The sequence below is a fragment of the Streptomyces sp. NPDC016469 genome, assembly GCF_040632905.1.
Classification (GTDB): domain Bacteria; phylum Actinomycetota; class Actinomycetes; order Streptomycetales; family Streptomycetaceae; genus Streptomyces.
The window spans coordinates 179,204-198,241 of record NZ_JBEYCQ010000004.1; the positions used below are offsets into that span (position 1 = coordinate 179,204).

General features: G+C 71.3%; 20 protein-coding genes. 10 read left to right on the forward strand and 10 right to left on the reverse strand.

The features are described 5' to 3' along the window. Positions 1 to 152, forward strand: a 152-nt coding sequence (locus ABZ565_RS06065) for a peptidoglycan DD-metalloendopeptidase family protein (RefSeq protein ID WP_361021168.1), incomplete at its 5' end; no start/stop codon positions are given. On the opposite strand, the gene ABZ565_RS06070 is transcribed toward ABZ565_RS06065, so the two are convergent. Beyond that, positions 122 to 1,270: a DMT family transporter gene (locus ABZ565_RS06070; RefSeq protein ID WP_361020928.1), complete on the reverse strand. Its 1,149-nt coding sequence runs from the start codon at positions 1,268 to 1,270 to the stop codon at positions 122 to 124. The genes ABZ565_RS06065 and ABZ565_RS06070 overlap by 31 nt on opposite strands. 250 nt (positions 1,271 to 1,520) lie before the next feature. Here ABZ565_RS06070 and ABZ565_RS06075 point away from each other — a divergent pair, with 250 nt between their 5' ends. Next, the gene (locus ABZ565_RS06075) at positions 1,521 to 3,881 is read left to right on the forward strand and encodes a GH92 family glycosyl hydrolase (protein WP_361020929.1); all 2,361 of its coding nucleotides are present in this window, start codon (positions 1,521 to 1,523) and stop codon (positions 3,879 to 3,881) included. A 73-nt stretch (positions 3,882 to 3,954) separates the two neighbouring features. Here ABZ565_RS06075 and ABZ565_RS06080 read toward each other — a convergent pair whose 3' ends face one another. Both ABZ565_RS06080 and ABZ565_RS06085 read right to left on the reverse strand, forming a co-directional pair. After that, the gene (locus ABZ565_RS06080) at positions 3,955 to 4,287 is read right to left on the reverse strand and encodes an STAS domain-containing protein (RefSeq protein WP_361021170.1); all 333 of its coding nucleotides are present in this window, start codon (positions 4,285 to 4,287) and stop codon (positions 3,955 to 3,957) included. 248 nt (positions 4,288 to 4,535) lie between these two features. After that, complete coding sequence (locus ABZ565_RS06085; RefSeq protein WP_361020931.1) at positions 4,536 to 5,048, reverse strand: MarR family transcriptional regulator; 513 nt, start codon at positions 5,046 to 5,048, stop codon at positions 4,536 to 4,538. Positions 5,049 to 5,128: 80 nt separating this feature from the next. On the opposite strand from ABZ565_RS06085, the gene ABZ565_RS06090 reads away from it, so the two are divergent. Next, the gene (locus ABZ565_RS06090) at positions 5,129 to 6,304 is read left to right on the forward strand and encodes a PP2C family protein-serine/threonine phosphatase (protein WP_361020933.1); all 1,176 of its coding nucleotides are present in this window, start codon (positions 5,129 to 5,131) and stop codon (positions 6,302 to 6,304) included. A gap of 42 nt (positions 6,305 to 6,346) precedes the next feature. Here ABZ565_RS06090 and ABZ565_RS06095 read toward each other — a convergent pair whose 3' ends face one another. The 5 genes from ABZ565_RS06095 to ABZ565_RS06115 form a co-directional block, all read right to left on the reverse strand. Next, a complete protein-coding gene (locus tag ABZ565_RS06095) occupies positions 6,347 to 6,802 on the reverse strand; it encodes an ATP-binding protein (protein WP_361020935.1) in 456 nt (151 codons plus the stop codon). Between the two features lie 98 nt (positions 6,803 to 6,900). Further along, the gene (locus tag ABZ565_RS06100; protein ID WP_361020937.1) at positions 6,901 to 7,344 is read right to left on the reverse strand and encodes a response regulator; all 444 of its coding nucleotides are present in this window, start codon (positions 7,342 to 7,344) and stop codon (positions 6,901 to 6,903) included. Beyond that, positions 7,341 to 8,966: a CHASE3 domain-containing protein gene (locus ABZ565_RS06105; protein WP_361020939.1), complete on the reverse strand. Its 1,626-nt coding sequence runs from the start codon at positions 8,964 to 8,966 to the stop codon at positions 7,341 to 7,343. The genes ABZ565_RS06100 and ABZ565_RS06105 overlap by 4 nt, the downstream gene beginning before the upstream one ends. Further along, entirely contained in the window at positions 8,956 to 10,215 is a 1,260-nt protein-coding gene (locus ABZ565_RS06110) for a SpoIIE family protein phosphatase (protein WP_361021172.1), read from the reverse strand. Before ABZ565_RS06110 ends, ABZ565_RS06105 begins: the two co-directional genes overlap by 11 nt. A 193-nt stretch (positions 10,216 to 10,408) precedes the next feature. After that, a complete protein-coding gene (locus ABZ565_RS06115; protein ID WP_361020941.1) occupies positions 10,409 to 11,311 on the reverse strand; it encodes an RNA polymerase sigma factor SigF in 903 nt (300 codons plus the stop codon). 204 nt (positions 11,312 to 11,515) lie between these two features. Here ABZ565_RS06115 and ABZ565_RS06120 point away from each other — a divergent pair, with 204 nt between their 5' ends. Continuing rightward, entirely contained in the window at positions 11,516 to 13,000 is a 1,485-nt protein-coding gene (locus tag ABZ565_RS06120; RefSeq protein ID WP_361020943.1) for an SDR family NAD(P)-dependent oxidoreductase, read from the forward strand. Between the two features lie 346 nt (positions 13,001 to 13,346). Next, positions 13,347 to 13,523: a hypothetical protein gene (locus ABZ565_RS06125; protein WP_361020945.1), complete on the forward strand. Its 177-nt coding sequence runs from the start codon at positions 13,347 to 13,349 to the stop codon at positions 13,521 to 13,523. Positions 13,524 to 13,587: 64 nt separating this feature from the next. On the opposite strand, the gene ABZ565_RS06130 is transcribed toward ABZ565_RS06125, so the two are convergent. Next, positions 13,588 to 13,962, reverse strand: coding sequence for a CrcB family protein (locus ABZ565_RS06130; RefSeq protein WP_361020947.1), 375 nt, complete (start codon positions 13,960 to 13,962; stop codon positions 13,588 to 13,590). After that, positions 13,959 to 14,429, reverse strand: a complete 471-nt coding sequence (locus ABZ565_RS06135; RefSeq protein WP_361020949.1) for a CrcB family protein — start codon at positions 14,427 to 14,429, stop codon at positions 13,959 to 13,961. The genes ABZ565_RS06130 and ABZ565_RS06135 overlap by 4 nt, the downstream gene beginning before the upstream one ends. 199 nt (positions 14,430 to 14,628) lie before the next feature. Here ABZ565_RS06135 and ABZ565_RS06140 point away from each other — a divergent pair, with 199 nt between their 5' ends. From ABZ565_RS06140 to ureC, 5 genes are read left to right on the forward strand one after another with little or no spacing between them, the layout of a single operon-like run. Next, positions 14,629 to 15,591 (forward strand): urea transporter, encoded by a 963-nt coding sequence (locus tag ABZ565_RS06140; RefSeq protein WP_361021174.1) that lies wholly within the window; start codon positions 14,629 to 14,631, stop codon positions 15,589 to 15,591. 48 nt (positions 15,592 to 15,639) lie between these two features. After that, a complete protein-coding gene (locus tag ABZ565_RS06145) occupies positions 15,640 to 15,945 on the forward strand; it encodes an urease subunit gamma (RefSeq protein WP_164402631.1) in 306 nt (101 codons plus the stop codon). A gap of 2 nt (positions 15,946 to 15,947) precedes the next feature. Then, complete coding sequence (locus ABZ565_RS06150; RefSeq protein ID WP_361020951.1) at positions 15,948 to 16,799, forward strand: cobalamin biosynthesis protein CbiX; 852 nt, start codon at positions 15,948 to 15,950, stop codon at positions 16,797 to 16,799. Continuing rightward, entirely contained in the window at positions 16,796 to 17,311 is a 516-nt protein-coding gene (locus ABZ565_RS06155; RefSeq protein WP_361020953.1) for an urease subunit beta, read from the forward strand. The genes ABZ565_RS06150 and ABZ565_RS06155 overlap by 4 nt, the downstream gene beginning before the upstream one ends. After that, entirely contained in the window at positions 17,311 to 19,035 is a 1,725-nt protein-coding gene (gene ureC / locus ABZ565_RS06160; protein ID WP_361020955.1) for an urease subunit alpha, read from the forward strand. The genes ABZ565_RS06155 and ureC overlap by 1 nt, the downstream gene beginning before the upstream one ends. Positions 19,036 to 19,038 lie beyond the last annotated feature (3 nt).

Below are 19,038 nucleotides of genomic sequence, written 5' to 3' on the forward strand. Positions count from 1 at the left end.
AGCACGTCGGCGGCGGCCAGCGGATCGCCCGCTCCGGCGCCACCGGCAACGTCACAGGCCCGCACCTGCACTTCGAGGTCCGCACCGGCCCCGACTACGGCTCCGACATCGACCCGCTGGCCTACCTCAGGGCGGGCGGCGTCAAGGTCTGAACGCCCCCGTCACCGGCCTCCCCGGCGGCCCTGCGCCCTGCGCCCGGGGGAGTGCCGAACTCCACCCGGCCGGCCAGGCCCTCCAGCGGCATCCGCACGGGCAGCGCCGCGGGAGGAGTCCGCGGAGCCGCCGGCCCCGGACCGGCCACGGCGGCCGGAACCGGCTCCACCGTGCGAGACAGGATGCCCGTCGAGGCCGGCGGCCCGGCGGGCGCGGCGAAATCCGCGGGTTCCGCCGCGTCTGCCGCGTCCGCGGTCTCCGGCGCATCCGGCACCCCTCGCTCCGCGCTCATCCGTTCCGTGGTCAGCATGATCAGCCCGCCGGCCGCGACCGCGCCGCACACCAGGGCCAGCACCGTGCCCGCGACCCCGTGCCGGAACTGCTCGCCGAACAGCGTGATGCCCACCGCCGCGGCCACCACCGGGTTCACCACGGTCACCGTGGCCAGCGGAGCCGTCAGCCCCGCGCCCCGGTAGGCCGCCTGGGACAGCAGCAGGCCCGAGCCCGCCAGCGCGGCGATCACCAGCAGTGGCATCAGCCCGGACTTCACGGCGCCCGCGGTCCACTCCATGGCCACGGTCTTCGTGTACACCGAGGCGATGCCGAACGCGACGCCCGCCGCCCCGGCCAGCACCACACTCCGCATCACGGGCCGGCGCATCGCCCGGGAGAGCAGGACCAGCGCGGCCACCGCGCCGAACGTCACCACCGCCAGCATCAACTGCTGCGGAGCGCCCAGGCTGTGCGCGTCGGAGCTGCCCGTCAGCGCCAGCAGCCCGGCCAGACCCACCGTCGCCATGACCGCGCCCCGCCAGGCGGTCGCCCCGGCCCGGCGGCGTACGAACAACGCGGCCATCGGCAGCGCGAAGACGATCGTGAGCGCCCCCAGCGGCTGCACGAGGCTCAGCGGGCCGTACGCGAGCGCAACGACGTGCAGGACGGCGCCCAGGCCGTTCAGCGAGACCGCCGCCCACCAGACCCGGTTGCGCAGCGGTGCGAGGGAGCGGCCGTCGGAGGCGGTGGCCACGCGCTCCTGGACGATCGCCCCGGCCGCGTAGGCGACCGCGGAGACCAGTGACAGGAGCACGGACAGCGCAAGGGAACTCATGTACACCACGATCCCCTTTTCCAGCCGCCGCGTCGTCGTCCCTGAGGCGGCGATCCGGCGTACTGCTTTGGTAGTACGGCAGTGGTCCGGGTGTCCTCCTCCTGACGGTAGTCCTCTCGGCGGCGGACGTCAGAAGGATCTTGCGCGACGGCCGCCTTCACGCGACCGGCACGCGAGTATCCGTCCGACCCCTTGACGCGGTCACGGCGGAAACCAAGAATGATCGCGCTCTGACAACGTTGTCCTAAGGAGACTCCCCATGCATCGGACCCCACGGCCGGGGCTGCGCGGCCCGGCGGCCGTACTCGCCGCCGCCGCGCTCCTGGGCGGTGTCCTCCTCCCCGGGGCCACAGCCGAGGCCGCCCCCCGGAGCGACGGCCGGCTGACCGATCTTGTCAATCCGTTCATCGGCACCCAGAACGAGGGCAACACCTACCCCGGCGCCTCCGTGCCCTTCGGCATGGTGCAGCTCTCGCCGGACACCGGCCACAACACCGGTTACGACTACGGCGAGAACCACATCCGGGGCTTCTCCGCCGTCCACCTCTCCGGCGTCGGCTGCGGGCTCGGCGGCGACCTGCCGACCCTGCCCACCACCGGCGACGTCACCGAGACCGACTACGCGAAGTACGCGGCGGAGTTCAGCCACGATGACGAGAAGGCGAGCCCCGGCTACTACAAGGTCGGGCTGAAGACCGGCATCGAGGCCGAGCTGACCGCCACCGAGCGCACCGGCGTCCAGCGCTACACCTTCCCCGCCACCGACAAGGCCAACGTCCTGCTCAACGCGGGTCAGTCGCTGCACCGGACGCTCGCCTCCGACGTGGAGATCCTCGACAACCGCACCGTGCGGACCGCCATCACCGGCAGCGGCTTCTGCCAGGACACCAAGCCGTACACCGTCTACACGATCACCCGCTTCGACCGCCCCTTCACCGCCTCCGGCACCTGGAACGGCGACGCGGTCACCGAGGCGAAGACGTCCGAGGCGACCGACGCCCACAACGGCGCCTGGCTGCGGTTCGACACCACCGAGGACCGCACCGTCGAGGCCACCACGGCCCTCAGCTACGTCGACGCCAGGGGCGCCGCCCTCAACCTCCGTGCCGAGGGCGGCCACGGCTTCGACCACGTCCTGCGCGCCGCCGAACGCACCTGGGAGGACCGCCTGGAAGGCGTGAAGGCCAAGGGCGGCAGCGACGAACTGCGCCGGACCTTCTACTCCTCCCTCTACCGGTCCTTCCTCGCGCCGAATGTGGGCAGCGACGTGGACGGCCGTTACACGGGCTGGGACCAGAAGAAGCACCGCGCTGTCGACGCGCACGGGACTTTCACCTACTACCAGAACTGGTCCCTCTGGGACACCTACCGCACCCAGGCCCAGCTGCTCTCGCTGCTGGCTCCGCGCGAATCCCGCGACATGGCCATATCCGTCCTGCGCATCGACGCGGAGAGCGGCTGGCTGCCCAAGTGGGGCTACGGCACGGTCGAGACCAACATCATGACCGGCGACCCGGTCACCCCCTTCCTCACCAACGCCTACCAGCAGGGACTCCTGAAGGGGTACGAGGAGGAGGCGTACCGCGCCCTGAAGAAGAACGCCGACGGGGTGCCGCCCACCGACTCGGCGCCGGTGGGCCGCGAGGCCAACGACCAGTACCTGAAGGACGGCTTCGCCCCGTACATCAAGGGCAGGCCGCACGCGAAGCCCGGTGACTCCGACTTCGACCACGGCGCCTCCGCGACCCTGGAGTACGCCCTCGCCGACGGCATGCTCGCCGAGATGGCCCGCGATCTCGGCCACCGGGCCGACGCGGCACGCTACGAGGCCCGCGCCCAGAACTTCCGGAAGATCTTCGACCCCTCGACCGGCTTCTTCCGCGCCCGCGACGCCGCCGGCGCGTTCACCGGCCCCGCCGACCCGGCCCAGAGCGAGGGCTTCCACGAGGGCACGTCCTGGCAGTACCAGTGGATGGTTCCGCAGGACATCCCCGGCATGGTCGACCTCATCGGGGGGAAGGACGCCGCCAACCAGCGGCTCGACTCGTTCTTCGCCTACGACAAGCTCCTCGCCGACCCGGCGAAGACCGCCCGTGAGGTGTGGGTGAACGGCCCGTACGCGTACTACAACGCGGACAAGTACAACCCGCAGAACGAGCCCGACCTCATCGCCCCGTACACCTACCTGTCCACCGGTCAGCCGTGGAAGACGACGGACGTGGTGCACGCGGCCCTGACGCTCTTCACCAACGGGCCGACCGGCATGACCGGCAACGACGACCTCGGCACGATGTCCGCCTGGATGGTGCTCTCGTCGATCGGCGTCTTCCCGGTCCAGCCGGGAACCGACACCTGGGGCCTGTCGACGCCCGCGTTCGAGCGCGTCGACATCCGGCTCGACCGGCGCTACTACCCGCGCGGCGCACTGACCGTCAGCGCCCCCGGCACCTCGGACGCCGACCGCTACATCCAGTCCGCCCGGCTCGACGGCGCGACGCAGTCGCGCACCTACCTGACCACGGACGACATCCGCTCGGCCCGCTCGCTCTCCTTCACGGTGGGCGACGAGCCGTCGGCGTGGGGCACCTCGCCCCAGGACGCCCCGCCCGCCCTGGGCTGACCTGACGGCCGCACGGCCGAGCGCCCTTCTCCCCGCCGGACGGGGAGAAGGGCGCTCGGTGTTTTCCTCTACGCTACGCGGGAAGCGGTGGGTCGATCGCCTCGGCGACGCTCGGGAAGACCGGGACCGCGCTGTCGAGGCCGAGAACGGAGATCAGCCGTTCCATGAAGACCGAGGGCGCGGCGAGCCGCAGCCGGGGACCGAGAGCCGCCTGTCCCTGCAAGAGCACGTTCACCGTCGTGGAGTCGGCGAAACTCACGTCCGAGAGGTCGACGACGACCGGCCCGGCACCCTCCCGCGACGCGTTCTCCAGCGCGGCGCCGAGGGGCGCCACGTTGTCGATGTCGAGGTCACCGGTTACCGCGAGCACCAACGCACCACGTTCTTGGCGTGGGACGATCTGCATGGCGCGGCCGGCGCTGGGCGGTGGAAGCACGTTCACCTCGTGTTGCTGGGCGGCGGGGGAGTAACGCCGCGATCGGACGGACGGTTCGATTCTGCTCCGTCCCTGCTCGCGGCGGGAATGCTCAACGATAAAAGTAACAGTTGCCATTTGACAACATTCTTCGTGGGGCAACAATCTGTACCGAACGATCAACGTGAGCGCCCGTCCGAGCGGCGCCTCGGAACGCGGAAGCAGGGGCGTGCATGAAGCTAGGCGCTGTCCGCGACATCGTCGCGAAGCCGGGCGGCGGTACTCCGCTCACCGGTGAGCCGCTGCGATGCCGCCGAGCGGAAGGCGGTCAGCCCCACGGCCAGAGCGGCCACCTCGGAGGGCTGCATCCGCTGCAGCACGGCGGTCAGCTCCCGCGTGCGGATCGCCCGGTACTCCTCCAGCAGCTCCCGGCCCTGAAGGGTCAGCCTCAGCTCGACCTCCCGGCGGCTCGTCGGGCTCGGGTCCCGCTGGACCAGTCCCATGGCCTCCATCCGGTCGCACAGCCGGCTCACCGAGGGCGCCCGCGAGCCGAGCGCCTCCCCGAGCGAGCGCAGGTTGCTTCCCTCCTGCTGCTCGATGACGAGGAGCGCGCGAAGCTGGGAGGGGGAGACCACACCCCGGGCGGCGGCCTCCTGGCCACGTCCCCACAACACCTCCAGAAGTTCGGACGCGGCACAGACGTCCTCGGACACCTGTTCAGGGCGGTGAGGGAGTCCGGTGCGGTGGGGCATTCTTCCACTCTGTCACCCGTAGCGTGCTCCTGTCAGCCTGGCTCCGCTCCCGCCACCCACCGAAGAATGGGCGAAGCAGCGTGAATGCCCCCACGGATATCGAACGAGCGCTCCGCGCGGCGCCACCGTATGCCCTGGTGGAGACGGTGCGCACGATCCTCGCGCAGTCGTACGGCGCCCTCTCCGTGCAGCTGTTCCTGGCGGATTACGCGATGACCGTACTCAACCCGGTCGACGCCGGCGACGGTCCCGCCCAGCCGCTCTCCCTGAACAACAGCCCCCAGGGCCGCGCCTTCGGCAGCCAGCGCCCGCACCAGGGCCGCTCCGGCACCGACGACGCGGCCGACCACCACTTCCCGGTCACCGTCCGGGGCGAACGCCTCGGCATCCTCACCGTCCGGCTCCCTTCCGCGCGCGCCACCCCACAGCTCACGGACGACCTCACCCATGTGGCGGATCTCCTCGGCCACGAGATCGTCGTCGCCGAACGGGACACCGACCACTACCAGCGGGCCCGGCGCGTCACGCGCCTCACCCTCGCCGCCGAGATGCAGTGGCAGCTGCTTCCGGCCAGGTCGTTCACCGCCGCCGAATACGCCATAGGGGCCCAGCTCGAACCCGCCTACGCCATCTACGGCGACAACTTCGACTGGGCGGCGGAGGGCGACCAGCTCAGCGTCGCCGTGACCAACGGCTTGGGGGAGGGCATCCGCGCCTCCCTCCTCACCAACCTCGCCGTGAACGCGCTGCGCAACGCCAGAAGGGCCGGAATCGGGATCGCGGACCAGGCGGCCCTGGCCGACCAGGCCATCTACGACCAGCACCGCGGCGCCGCCCACGTCTCCACCCTGCTGCTCCGCTTCGACCTGTCCACCGGATCGGTCGAGGCCGTGGACGCGGGCTCCCCGCAGCTGTGGCGCCTGCGGGGCCGCACGGTCACCCGGGTCGCGCTGGACGCCCAGCTCCCGCTGGGGATGTTCGAGGAGTCGCAGTACGCCGTCCAGCACCTCCAGGCCCGCCCCGGCGACCGGCTGCTGCTCGTCAGCGACGGGGTGTACGACGCGGTCTCACCGCTCGGCGAGATGTTCGCGGCACGCGGCCTGCCCAGGGCCGTCCTCGCCACCCGGCTGCTGCCGGCGGCCGCCGTGCCCGGCGCGGTCCTCCGTGAACTGGCGGAACACCGGACGTCGGACACGCTGGACGACGCCCTGGTCATGTGCATCGACTGGTTCGGCCGACCCGGCGCCAGGGGCTGAGCCCGGACCGGGACGCCGCCTGCCCGGCGCTCCCCGGCCGGCTCAGCTGCTCAGCGTGAACTCGGCCCGGATGCGCTTGCCGACCGGCACCCGCTCGGCCGTGACGCGGTCGCACAGGGCCACCACGATCTCCATGCCGTGGCCGCCCAGGCGGCTCGGGTCGGGGGCGTAGAAGACGGGCAGCGCGCTGCTGCTGTCGTACACCGTGATGCTGATCCGCTCCGCCGTGCCCTCGAGCTCCAGCAGATACGGACCGTGGCTGTAGCGCTCCGCGTTGGTGACCAGCTCGCTGACGGCCAGCATCAGGTCGTTACGGGTGTGCGTGCCGAGCACGGCCATCCACTCGGACGCCAGTCTGCTGAGAAAGCGGTCTGCCAGTGCCCGCGCCTGGGAAATGCACCCCGGCTCGCCGTCGAACACTTCGGCGCTGTGCAATGCCTCCGTGGGCGGACAACTCCGGGGGGAGTCGTCCGGCGGGGAGATCGCCTGTTCGTTCATGTGCTCCAGCCAGGGCGCAGCGGGGAGGTCGCAGACCTCTTTCTTGTGATCGTGTACCCGCGTCGGGAGATCCCACTCCCATGCGTCGTCAGCGAATATTACGCGCGGCCGGGAAGCCGCACCACGGTGACGAAGAAGTCGTCGATCTGCCGGACGGCCGCGATGAACTGGTCCAGGTCGACCGGCTTGGTGACGTACGCGTTGGCGTGCAGTTTGTAGCTGCGCAGGATGTCCTCCTCGGCGGAGGAGGTCGTGAGCACGACGACGGGGATCAGCGCGAGCTCCGGGTCCTGCTTGATCTGCTCCAGCACCTGGCGGCCGTCGTACTTCGGCAGGTTCAGGTCGAGCAGGATCAGATCGGGCCGGGGCGCCTCGGTGTACGCGCCGCGGTGGTAGAGGAAGTCGAGCGCCTCCTCGCCGTCGCGGACCACGTGGAGCGTGTTGCGGATCTTGTTGTCCTCGAACGCCTCACGGGTCATCAGCTCGTCGCCCGGGTCGTCCTCGACGAGCAGGACCTCGATGGGCTCTACGGGGGTGTTCACGTGGCGTCTCCGGAAGTCTCGGCAGGCAGTGCGGTGGTGTGCGGTTCCGCGGGCGCGGAGTCGGGGTCGGCGGGCAGCGAGAAGTGGATCCGGGCGCCCTGACGGGACTCGGGGTCGAGCCAGATCCTGCCCCCGTGGAACTCGATGATCTTGCGGCACAGGGCGAGGCCGATGCCCGTCCCGTCGTACTCGTCACGGGCGTGCAGGCGCTGGAAGATGACGAAGACCTTCTCCGCGAACTCCGGCGCGATACCGATCCCGTTGTCGGCGACCGTGAAGTGCCAGTCGTCCCCCTCCCGCTCGCACCCGACCGTGATCACGCACGGCTCGTCGGGGCGGCGGAACTTCACGGCGTTCCCGATCAGGTTCTGCCAGATCATCGCGAGCGTCGTGGGGTCGCCGGTGACCGACGGAAGCGGGTTCTCGCGGACGACCGTGGTCCCCGACTCCTCGATCACCAACGCCAGGTTGGCGAGCGCCCGGTCCAGGGACCGGTCGAGCTCCACGGGCGTCCAGCTGTCGTGCACCCGCCCGACCCGGGAGAACGTCAGCAGATCGTTGATCAGCACCTGCATGCGCTTGGCACCGTCGACCGCGAAGTCGATGTACTGCTTGCCGCGGCCGTCGAGCTCGTTCCCGTACCGCTTGTCCAGCAGCTGGCAGAACGAGGCGACCTTCCGCAGCGGCTCCTGGAGGTCGTGCGAGGCGACGTACGCGAACTGCTCCAGCTCGGAGTTGGACCTGCGCAGTTCCACGGTCTGCTGCGCCAGCACGTCCTCCCGCTCCTGCGCGGCGTCCAGCTCGGCCACCAGCCTGCCCCGCATGTCCTCGACCGCGGCGGCCACCGCCCGTACGTCGGAGGGCCCGCGCACCTCGATCCGCTGCCGGCGGAAGCCGCTCGAGCGGACCCGCCGGGACGCCTCGGCGAGCGCGTTGAGCGGCCGCCCCACGGTGCGCTGGAGCAGCACGCTGAGGGCGATCACACAGAGCGCGAAGACGATCAGCAGGGCGGCGAGCACCCGGTCGCGGGTGTGGCGGGCGTCGTCCAGCTCGCCGCGCGCCAGGTCCCGGGCGGCGTCGAGATGCGCCTGCTGGGTGCCGTACAGCTGCCGCAGCTCGTCGAAGGCGGCCTTGCTCTCGGCGGTCCTGGCGGACGAGCGCGCCCCGGGGCCGTCGCGCCGGACGCCGGCGATCAGCGGGTCGGCGTGCACCCGGCGCCACTCCGCGGCGGCGGCGGCGATCCGGTCCAGGTCGCGGTTGTACGGCTGGCCGTCGCCCATCGCGGAGCGCACCCGGGCCAGCCGCTCCGTCTCCTCCTTCTTGCCGGAGGCGAACGGCTCCAGGAACGAGGCGTCACCGGTCAGCGCGAATCCCCGTACCCCCGTCTCCTGGTTCAGCAGCGCGTTCTGGAGCTGGAAGGAGGCGGAGCGGGCCGGCTGGATGCGGTCGACCAGCTCGGTGGTCCGGTCCGAGATGCTGGCCAGGACCAGGCCCCCCGCGACCACGCAGCCGCAGACGACGAGGACGAAGGCGGCCAGGATCAGATGGACCCAGTTCTGTACGGACAGCCGCGCCCAGCTGCCGGCCGGCTGTACGGAGGGGTCCGTTATCTCACTGTTCATGGGGGGTGTTTCTCCAGCCGAGGTGCAGGACGGCGACGTCGTCGGCGAGACCCCCGTGCGGGGCCGCCGCCTCCGAGGCGCCCGCGACCAGTGCGTCCACGAACGGGCGGGCGGCGAGCGGGGCCAGGTCCCGGGCCATGCCGAGCAGTCCCTCCTCGCCGAGCCGGCTGTGGGGTCCGGTGCGTCCCTCGAAGAGGCCGTCGGTGAACAGGACGAGGGCGGCGCCGGGCGCGAGTTCCACATCGGTGACCGACCACTGGCCGTGCCCGGGCAGCAGCCCGAGCGCCATCCCGCCCTCGGGCTCCACCCAGTCGACCTCCGTGCCGTGCCGGAGCAGCAGCCCGGGGTGGCCGGCCCGGATGACGCGGACGCGGTCGCCGCCGGGCGCAAAGGCCAGCGAGGTGACGGTCGCGAAGACATGGGGGTCGGAGCGCTCGGCGACCAGGATCGACTCCAGGAGCCCGAGCTGCTCCAGCGGGTCGGTGCCGCACAGGACGGCGGTGCGCCAGGCGACCCGCAGGCACACTCCGAGCGCCGCCTCCGCCGCTCCGTGCCCCGACACGTCACCGATGACCGCCCACACCGTGCCGTCCGACGTCTGGACCACGTCGTAGAAGTCACCGCTGAGCAGTCCGTGGGCCCGGCCCGGTTCGTAGCGGGCGACGGCCTGGAAGCTGTCGTCGTTCAGCAGGGGGACGGGCAGCAGGCCGCGTTCCAGGCGCGCGTTCTCCTGCGCGATCAGCTGGTTGGCGCGCAGCGCGGAGGCGGCCCGCTCGACCTGCTTGCGCTGGAGGGCGTACCGGATCGCGCGCGCCAGGGCCTGCGGATCGAGCCGGCCCTTGACAAGGTAGTCCTGGGCTCCGGTCGCCACGGCGTCCAGGCCGGCGTCGGCCTCCGCGAGACCGGTCAGCACCACGATCGCGGCGTCCGGGGACGACTCGACGATCTGTGTGACGGACCGCAGGCCGTGGACGTCGGGCAGGTGCAGATCGAGCAGGACGCAGACGGGCGCCCGGTGGGCCCGCAGGAAGGCCAGCGCCTCGGCCAGGGTCTTGCACCAGGTGAGATCCGAGTCCAGCTCGCTGTCGGCGAGCATCTCCTCCACGAGCAGCGCGTCGCCCGCGTCGTCCTCGACCAGCAGGATGGTACCGCCGACGTCCCAGACCGAGGCCCTGCCGTCCGCCTCGTGTGCCGTCTGGACCGGGAAGGACTCCGGTACGGGGGGCCGAGCCGGGGCGCTCATGCGCATCTCAGCCACGCTCCACCCTCTCCTCGCCACCGTACGGGCCGCCCGCCGGTATGCACGCAGCATATGTGAACGGCGCCCGCCGCTTTGCCGTCGGGCGCCGTCCACCGCGCCTTCGTCCACACTCCGCCGGTGCGTGGCCGATTCGTGAGGGTGAAGGGGTCGGGCCGGGTCCGCGGGCCCGGCCCGAAGGGATTCAGGCTTCCACGGACATGCCGGCCCGCAGCCGCTTGACGATGCGCGCGAGCAGCCGGGACACGTGCATCTGCGAGACCCCGAGCTCCGCTCCGATCTGGGCCTGGGTCATCTCCTCACCGAACCGCATCTGGACGATCCGGCGCTCGCGCTCGTCCAGCTGCTCCAGCAGGGGCGCCAGCGTGTGCAGGTTCTCGACGGTCTCCATGCCGGGGTCGGCCTCACCGAGCACATCGGCGAGCGACCGCTGCTCGTTGCCGGAGTCCGTCTCGGTGGTGGGGGTGTCGAGCGATCCCGCCGAGTACCCGTTGGCAGCGACCAGACCCTCGATGATCTCCTCCTCGGACAGATCGAGGTGGGCGGCCAGCTCGGCGACCGTCGGGTCGCGGTCCAGCCGCGCCGACAGCGTCTCCTTCGCCTTCGCGAGATCGACACGCAGCTCCTGGAGCCGGCGCGGCACGTGCACCGCCCAGGTGGTGTCCCGGAAGAAGCGCTTGATCTCGCCGACGATGTAGGGGACGGCGAATGTGGCGAACTCCACCTCGCGGGAGAGGTCGAAGCGGTCGATGGCCTTGATCAGGCCGATGGTGCCGACCTGGATGATGTCCTCGGTGTCGTCGCCGCCGCGGTTGCGGAACCGCGAAGCGGCGTACCGCACCAGCGAGAGATTCATCTCGATGAGGGTGTTGCGCGCGTACTGGTACTCGTGCGTGCCCTCCTCCAGCGTCTGCAGCTGGTCCAGGAACATCTTCGAGAGGGCCCGGGCGTCCTTGGGGGCGACCTTCCCGGTGTCCTCGATCCACGGCAGCTCCGCGGTCCCCGCGCCGAGCGGTGCGCCGTTCTGTCCGGAGAGCGTGCACGCGTCGCCGAGGATTCCGTCGGTCCGCTCCGTCGTGGTCGCCATGATGTGGGCCCCTCCTTGTCGCCAAGTGCTTCGCACACCGCTTGCCCCGGATTCGCGAGGCCATGCGCGACCGGCACAAGACTTTTTCATTCTTCTTCGCCCCGCCCCGCCTTCACCCGATCGGAGCAGCTCACGGATCATGGCAAACTTGACCGAGCCCCACGCCCCCGGTGAGGCCGGCGGCACGAGCACAGAGGAACGGCGATGACGGTGACAGAGGACGGCCCCGCGATCGTGGCCGGGGCCGAGACATTCGGTCCCGGCATCGACCCCGAGCGGCTGGCCGTCTGCCTGAGCGTCCTGGACGAACTCGACACCATCGAGGTCGACCACCCGGACGCCGTCGCGGTGCGCCGGGCCACCGCCGGGATCTACCGGACCGTGAAGCAGCGCCGCCGCCAGGAGCGCCGGGCCGCCAAGACCGCGCACGACAAGGCGGTGACCGAGGCCACCGCCACCGGCTCCGCCGAGCGCATCGACGACGAGACCCAGGGGGTCCTGCCGTCCTCGTCCGCCGGGAGCGAGATCGCCGGCATCCTCCAGCGGCCCCGGTCCTGCTACGTGTGCAAGACGCGGTACGTCGAGGTCGACGCGTTCTACCACCAGCTCTGCCAGGACTGCGCCCGGGAGAACCGCGCCCGCCGCGACGCGCGCACCGACCTGACGGGCCGCCGGGCGCTCCTCACCGGCGGACGCGCCAAGATCGGCATGTACATCGCGCTGCGGCTGCTCCGCGACGGGGCTCACACCACGATCACCACACGCTTCCCCAACGACGCGATCCGCCGCTTCAAGGCGATGGAGGACAGCGACGAGTGGATCCACCGCCTGAAGATCGTCGGCATCGACCTGCGCGACCCGGCCCAGGTCGTCGCCCTCGCCGACTCGGTCGCCGCGGAGGGCCCGCTCGACATCCTGATCAACAACGCGGCGCAGACGGTACGCCGCTCCCAGCAGGCGTACAGCGAACTGCTGTCCGCCGAGTCCGCCCCGCTGCCCGCCGGTGAGCTGCCCGCCGCCGAGGTCATCGGCACCTTCGGCAGCGGCAGCGTCGACCGGGTCGCCGCATTGCCCGCCGCGCGCAAGGAGGCGCTGAGCGCGCAGGAGGTCACGGACCTGGCCCTGGTCAGCGGTTCGGCGTCGCCGGCCCGGATCGCCGCCGGGACCGCGATCGACGCGGGCGGTCTCGTCCCGGACCTGCACGACACCAACAGCTGGATCCAGACAGTCGACGAGGTCGAGCCGATCGAGCTGCTGGAAGTCCAGCTCTGCAACTCCACCGCGCCGTTCATCCTGATCAGCCGGCTCCGCCCGGCCATGGCGGCGACCGCGGCCAAGCACTCCTACGTGGTCAACGTCTCCGCGATGGAGGGCGTGTTCGGGCGCGGCTACAAGGGTGCGGGGCACCCGCACACCAACATGGCCAAGGCCGCGCTGAACATGCTGACCCGCACCAGCGCCCAGGAGATGTTCGAGAAGGACGGCATCCTGATGACCGCGGTCGATACCGGCTGGATCACCGACGAGCGCCCGCACCCGGACAAGATGCGGCTGGCGGAGGAGGGCTTCCACGCCCCGCTCGACCTGGTCGACGGCGCCGCCCGGGTCTACGATCCCATCGTGCGCGGCGAGGCCGGCGAGGCGTTGTACGGATGCTTCCTGAAGGACTACGCCCCCGCCAACTGGTAGGGGAGCGGGGGCGGTCGCCCCGGCGTGCGGAGACCCGGCAGGGATGATTTCCTGGCCGGGTCTTTTCCGTACGCGGTGGCCGAAAGTGACCCATGGCACACGATCCATCGAGCGCGGAAGCGCTCATTTGGTTACTCTGATGTGAACGGACGTCATCGAGGAGTCCACGAACCTTCCTCGACCGTCCTGGGACAGGCTTGTCAACCAAGTCGCCGTCCCGCCCCCGTATCCGGCGCCACCGCGACCGAACTGTTCCTGCCCCTGCCCCGCGCGGGCGGCTGATTCCCGGCAATGAGAACCGGGGCGTCGGCGACGCCCGGGGCTACGCGACACGAAGGAGTGCGCGGTGACGACACCGGAATTGACGAAGCAAGAGAAGCGGCCTGCCGAACGGCACGGAAAGCCGGGGCGCGGCGGCGACAAGCTCCAGAACATCGAGGTCTGGGCCAGGTCCGCGCCGATCCGCCTGGCCGGCTACGAGGACGACCTCGCCGAGCCGCACATCCTGCCCGGCATCGACTGATACCCCGGACCCCTGCTGTGGCCCGCCCCCGCCGGGGGCGGGCCACAGCACGTTCCGCCGCTCCTCAGAACACCGCGCGCGCCACGGCGGCCCCGGCGAAGGAGAGCCCCAGCCCGATGCCGACGGTGAGCAGGAGATACGCCGCCGCGAGGCCCAGCCGGCGGGCCGAGTTGAGGGTGAGTAGTTCGTACGAGAACGTCGACCACGTCGACAGCGCCCCGCAGAAGCCGGTGGCCAGCAGCAGATTCAGCCGGGTGCCCAGATCGCCGTCGGTCGCCGCCTCCGCGACGAAGCCGAGGATCAGCGCCGCGCCCGCGTTGGCCGCGAAGGTGCCCCAGGGGAAGGCACTGTGCAGGCGGAACTTCGCGTCCACGCCGAGCAGATAGCGCACCGGCGCCCCCACCAGGCCACCGGCCAGCACGAGCAGCCAGTCGGTCATGACGCCTCGCCCCGCGCCCCGTAGGACCGGCCGAAGACGAAGTGCGCCGCGAACGCCCCCGCCGTCACGGCGGCCAGCGCCGCCGCCACGGTCAGCACCAGGCAGCCGGTCGCGTAACCGGGCTGATGGTTCTCGAACAGCTGCCGCACATTGTCCGTGTAGTGCGAGAACGACGTGAAGCCGCCGAGCACCCCGGTGCCGAGCAGCGGACTGATCAGCCTGGGAGCCCCGGGGAAGCGCAGCTTCAGGGTGACCATCAGGATCCCCATCAGGAAGCAGCCCACCGTGTTGACCAGCAGGATCGTCCAGGGGAAGGCGAACGTCCCGGTCGGCCACAGGCGTTCGGCCGCGTACCGCGCGGCGGCCCCCGCCGCACCGCCGACCGCAACGGCGGCCACGACCGGGAGCTGCACGCCCGGGTGGTGGTCCGGGTGGCTGTGGCGGTGCAACCGCATCTTCTGGGACATCCCGTGAACGTACGGACTGCCGTGCGATGCCGAGGGCCCGGACTCCGGCGTGCCTCCGGCGGTGTACCCGAGTGGGCTACCGGGAAAGCTCCCGGCGCGAGAAGCGCACGTTTGTGTGACTCCATGGCATATGTCGGACGTCTCCGGTCGTCCGCCCTGCCCGAAGCGCACCCCCGCCGAAGAACTGCTGGAGCACGCCGTGTCCCTCGCCGAGCCGGACCTCGTCCGGCGGCTGGAGAGCCGTCAGCCGTCCGCGTATCTGCTGGCATCCCTGCGCGGCGTCGGCCAGGTCGACTTCCAGGCGGGCCTGTTCACCGGTGCGGCGATCCTCGCGGGGCTGTGGGCGGCGGGCTGGGAGACCGGCCTCTTCGCCACGCTGGGGACGCTGATCGCCACGGCCGCCGCCTACGCGCTGGCCGTCGACCGGGGGAGCATCGCGCTCGGCATGCAGGGGTTCGCGGGCTGCCTGACCGGCATCGCCCTCGTCTCGACGCTCGGCAACCACCCGGCCACGTATGTGCTGACCGTCGTGGGCGCCGTGCTGTGCGTCGTTCTCATGGCGGCCCTCGCCACCCTCCTCGCGCCGTACCACCTCAGCCCCATGACCGCGCCGTTCTGCCTGGTCTCCGGCGTGATGGTGGTGGGCGCCCCCTCCTTCGACCGCGTCTGGCACGGTGCCCCGACCGCCGTCTCCAGCACGACGAGCGGCGACACCGGGATCACCTGGAACGCCTTGTGGCACGCCTTCTTCAACAACGTCTCGCAGGTCTTCCTGGTCGAGAGCTGGTACGTCGGACTGATCATGCTTGCCGGGCTCGCCCTGGCCGGCCCGCGCGTCGTCCTCTGGGCCGCCGCCGGCAGCGTGGCCGGGATCGTCGCCGCCTGGCTGCTGGGCGCGCCGACGGCGCTGATCGCCAACGGCATCTACGGATACAACGCGGTGCTCGTCGCCATCGGCCTCGGGGCCGTCTTCCTGGCCCCCGGGGTCTGGAACGGGATCTACGCGCTGCTCGGCGCGGTGTTCAGCACCGGGCTCACCGCGTCCCTGACCTCCTTCTTCAAACCGTTCGGCGGCCACACCTTCACCTGGCCCTTCATCCTCACCACCTGGACCCTGCTGGCCGCCGTGCCGCTGCTGCCGCGTCTGCGCCGCAGCGGCTGACGAGGCCCCGGACCCTCGCCCCCGCACATCCCGAGGAAGGCATCCACGATGAACCTCGCCCCCCGCGAGATCGACAAACTGCTCGTCTACGTCGTGGCCGACCTGGCCCGCAAGCGCCAGGACCGCGGCCTCAAGCTCAACTACAGCGAGTCGGTCGCGCTGATCACCGAGGCGATCCTGGAGGCGGCCCGCGACGGCAAGAGCGTCGCGGACTGCATGGAACTGGGCCGCCACGTGGTGGGCGAGGACGACACCATGCCCGGGGTGCGGGAGATGCTCGGCCTGCTCCAGGTCGAGGCGTCCTTCGTGGACGGCACCAAGCTGGTCTCCTGCCACGATCCCATCGGCGGCTGACCGTGGCGGGGAACGGGGCCGTCATCGCGGTCTGCGGCCACGAAGCCGCGTACGGCCGGGCGCTGGACGGCCTGCTCGGCCCGGACGTGAGCGTCGTCGCCAACGGCCGCGCGCTCTTCCGGGCCGTTGCCGCGCACCGGCGCCGGGGCGAGCCCTCCACGGTCGTCCCGATGACGCTGGGCCGCGAGCCCGGACTCGTCGCGGACACCGCGCGCACCCTGCGCGCCGTCCCCGCCGCCGGCCCGGGAGCCGTCCTGCTCGCCGAGCCCTTCGGTACCGCCCAGCACCTCGTCGCCTGGCTGCGGGCGGCGGCCGGCCGGGCACCCGCCGACGCCGCGCTCCTCGTCACCGCCCCGTCCGGCGACCCGTTCGAGGACGCCGAGCTCCACCGCGTCGCCGCGCTGGTGCGTCGCTACGGGCGCCACACCCTGGTCGAGGTGGCCTTCGACGGCGGCGACCCGGACCCGGCCGAAGGCGTCCGGCGCTGCGGGCTGCTGGGCGCGGAGCGCGTGGCGCTGCTGCCCGCGTCGTTCGCGGAGATCGGCCCGGTCGGCGCGCAACCGGTGCCGGTGGCGGACATCGGCCCCTTGGTGCAGGTCCCCGCGCTGCGGCGGGTGCTGGACGAGCGCGTGGCCGACGCACACCGGCGCCTGCGCGAGCACGGCGACGACGGCATCACCGCCGGGCTCGCCGCAGCCGACCACCACGGCCACGCCCACACCCACTCGCCGGGCGAGGGCCATGGCCACGCGCACGGGCATCCCCACGCACACGGCCCCGGGGACGCTCACCGGCACCACCACCATCATCCGTCCGCCGCCGCAGCGGACCGAGGCATCAGGAGCAGCGCATGACGTTCCGTCAGCAATACCTGTACGGAGACGGCCCGATCGAGCTCAACGCGGGCCGCCGCACGCTCAAGGTCACCGTGAGCAACACCGGCGACCGGGCCGTCCAGATCGGCTCGCACTACCACTTCTTCGAGGTCAACTCGGCGCTCTCCTTCGACCGCGAGGCGACCCTCGGCATGCACCTCAACATCGCCGCCGGCACCTCCGTACGGTTCGAGCCCGGCGGGACGCGCGAGGTCGAGCTGTGCGCGTACGCCGGAACCGGCCGGCTCACCGGCTTCAGCGGGCTCCTCAACGGCAGTCTCTCCTCGCACCCCGCCCGCGTCGAAGCCGTCCGCAGGGCCATCGAGCGCGGCTTCGAGGGCGCGCGGAGCACGGCAGGCTCCACCGAGGACTCCAAGGATGCCAAGGCCGCCAAGCCGGATAGGCCCGCCAAGCCCGCCAAGCCCGCCAAGCCCGCCAAGCCCGCCAAGCCCGCCAAGTCCGGCAAGGACAAGAAGAAGGGTTCGCGCTGATGCCCATCCTGCCCCGCAAGCAGTACACCGACATGTTCGGCCCGACGGTCGGTGACCGCTTCCACCTCGCCGACACCAACCTCGTCGTCGAGGTCGAGAAGGACTACAGCGAGGGCCTGTACGGCGACGAGGTCGTCTACGGCGGCGGCAAGACCATGCGCGACGGCATGGCCTCCGACCCGCAGGCCACCGCGGCCCAGGGCGCGCTGGACACCGTCATCACCAACGTGGTGGTCATCGACCCCATGGTCGGCGTCGTCAAGTGCGACATCGGCATCAAGGACGGCTTCATCGTCGGCATCGGCAAGTCCGGCAACCCGCAGACGCAGAACAACGTCGACCCGGACCTGGTCGTCGGGCCCGGCACGGAGGCCATCGCGGGCGAGCACCTGATCGCCACCGCCGGCGCCATCGACACCCATGTGCACCTCATCGCCCCGCAGCAGGCCGAACAGGCGCTGACCAACGGGATCACCACGCTCATCGGCGGCGGCACCGGCCCGACGGACGGCTCCAACGGCACGACCTGCACCCCGGGCCCGTACAACATCGGCAAGCTGCTCCAGGCGGCCGAGGCGTTCCCGGTCAACCTCGGCATCATGGCGAAGGGCAACGGCAGCCTGCCCGAGGCGCTCAACGAGCAGATCGCCGCGGGCGCCTGCGGTCTCAAGGTGCACGAGGACTGGGGCGCCACCCCGGCCGTCATCGACAACGCGCTGACCGTCGCCGACGCCCACGACGTCCAGGTGTCGATCCACACCGACAGCCTCAACGAGAGCGGGTTCTTCGAGGACACCCGCTCCGCCATCGACGGCCGGGCCATCCACACCTTCCACAGCGAGGGCGCGGGCGGCGGCCACGCCCCCGACATCCTTCGCGTGACCGGCGAACCGAACGTCCTGCCGTCCTCCACCAACCCGACGCTGCCCTACACCAGGAACTCGGTGGACGAACTCCTCGACATGGTCATGGTCTGCCACCACCTGAGCCGTGACATCCCCGAGGACGTGTCGTTCGCCGACAGCCGGGTACGGGCCGAGACCATCGCCGCCGAGTCCGTGCTCCACGACCTCGGAGTGATCAGCATGTTCTCCTCCGACTCCCAGGCGATGGGCCGCATCGGCGAGTCCGTCACCCGGGCCTTCCAGACCGCGCACCACTGCAAGGACAAGCTCGGGATCCTGGAGGGCGACTCGGAGCGCAACGACAACCAGCGGGTGCTGCGCTACCTCGCCAAGGTCACCATCAACCCCGCCATCGCCTCCGGGATCTCCGACTACGTGGGCTCGATCGAGAAGGGCAAGCTCGCCGACATCGTGCTGTGGCCCATCCACTCCTTCGCCGCCAAGCCGAAGATGATCATCAAGGGCGGCATCGTCTCCTGGGCGCAGATGGGCGACCCCAACGCCTCCCTGCCGACCCCGCAACCGGTGATCTACCGCCCGATGTTCGGGCAGTACGGCAAGGCGCTCCCGGCCACCCACGCCACATTCATGTCGCAGGCGGGCATCGCCGCCGGAGTGCCGGCCGAACTCGGCCTGCAACGGCAGGTCCTCCCGGTGCGCCGAACCCGCACCATCGGCAAGCACAACATGATCCGCAACGACGCCCTGCCCGACGTCCAGGTCGACCCGGAGACCTTCAAGGTCACGCTCAACGGCAAGGTCGCCACCATCGACCCGGCCGAGACGCTGCCCCTGAACCACCTCTACTTCCTGGTCTAGGGC